This window comes from Pseudoalteromonas sp. SIMBA_162, assembly GCF_046535955.1.
GTDB lineage: Bacteria > Pseudomonadota > Gammaproteobacteria > Enterobacterales > Alteromonadaceae > Pseudoalteromonas > Pseudoalteromonas marina.
On record NZ_JAWJBQ010001392.1, the window covers coordinates 1 to 229 of the forward strand.

Sequence of the window (229 nt, forward strand, 5' to 3'; positions counted from 1 at the left end):
CATGCAGTTGCTGGAACTGGAGCTCGAGGGGCGAGTCATGCAGGCTCCCGGTGGCTGGAAACGGCTCTGACGTTCTGAGCAAAAGTCGCCGGCCTGGCAGTGATGATCTGAGGCTGCCGACCTGGCAGTGATGATCCGAGAGGCCGGCAACCTGAACTCATTTGCCCAGGCTGACCTTGCCGCTCTCGGACTGCCAGGCATTGAGCGCCGCATCACGCATGGCGCGCTT

The 229-nt window shown here is 62.4% G+C and carries 1 protein-coding gene; it reads left to right on the forward strand.

All coding sequences use genetic code 11. From position 1 onward, the window contains the following. The first annotated feature begins 1 nt into the window (after window position 1). Window positions 2-70: a hypothetical protein gene (locus R0J88_RS24170; RefSeq protein ID WP_410901482.1), complete on the forward strand. Its 69-nt coding sequence runs from the start codon at window positions 2-4 to the stop codon at window positions 68-70. Window positions 71-229: the final 159 nt, after the last annotated feature.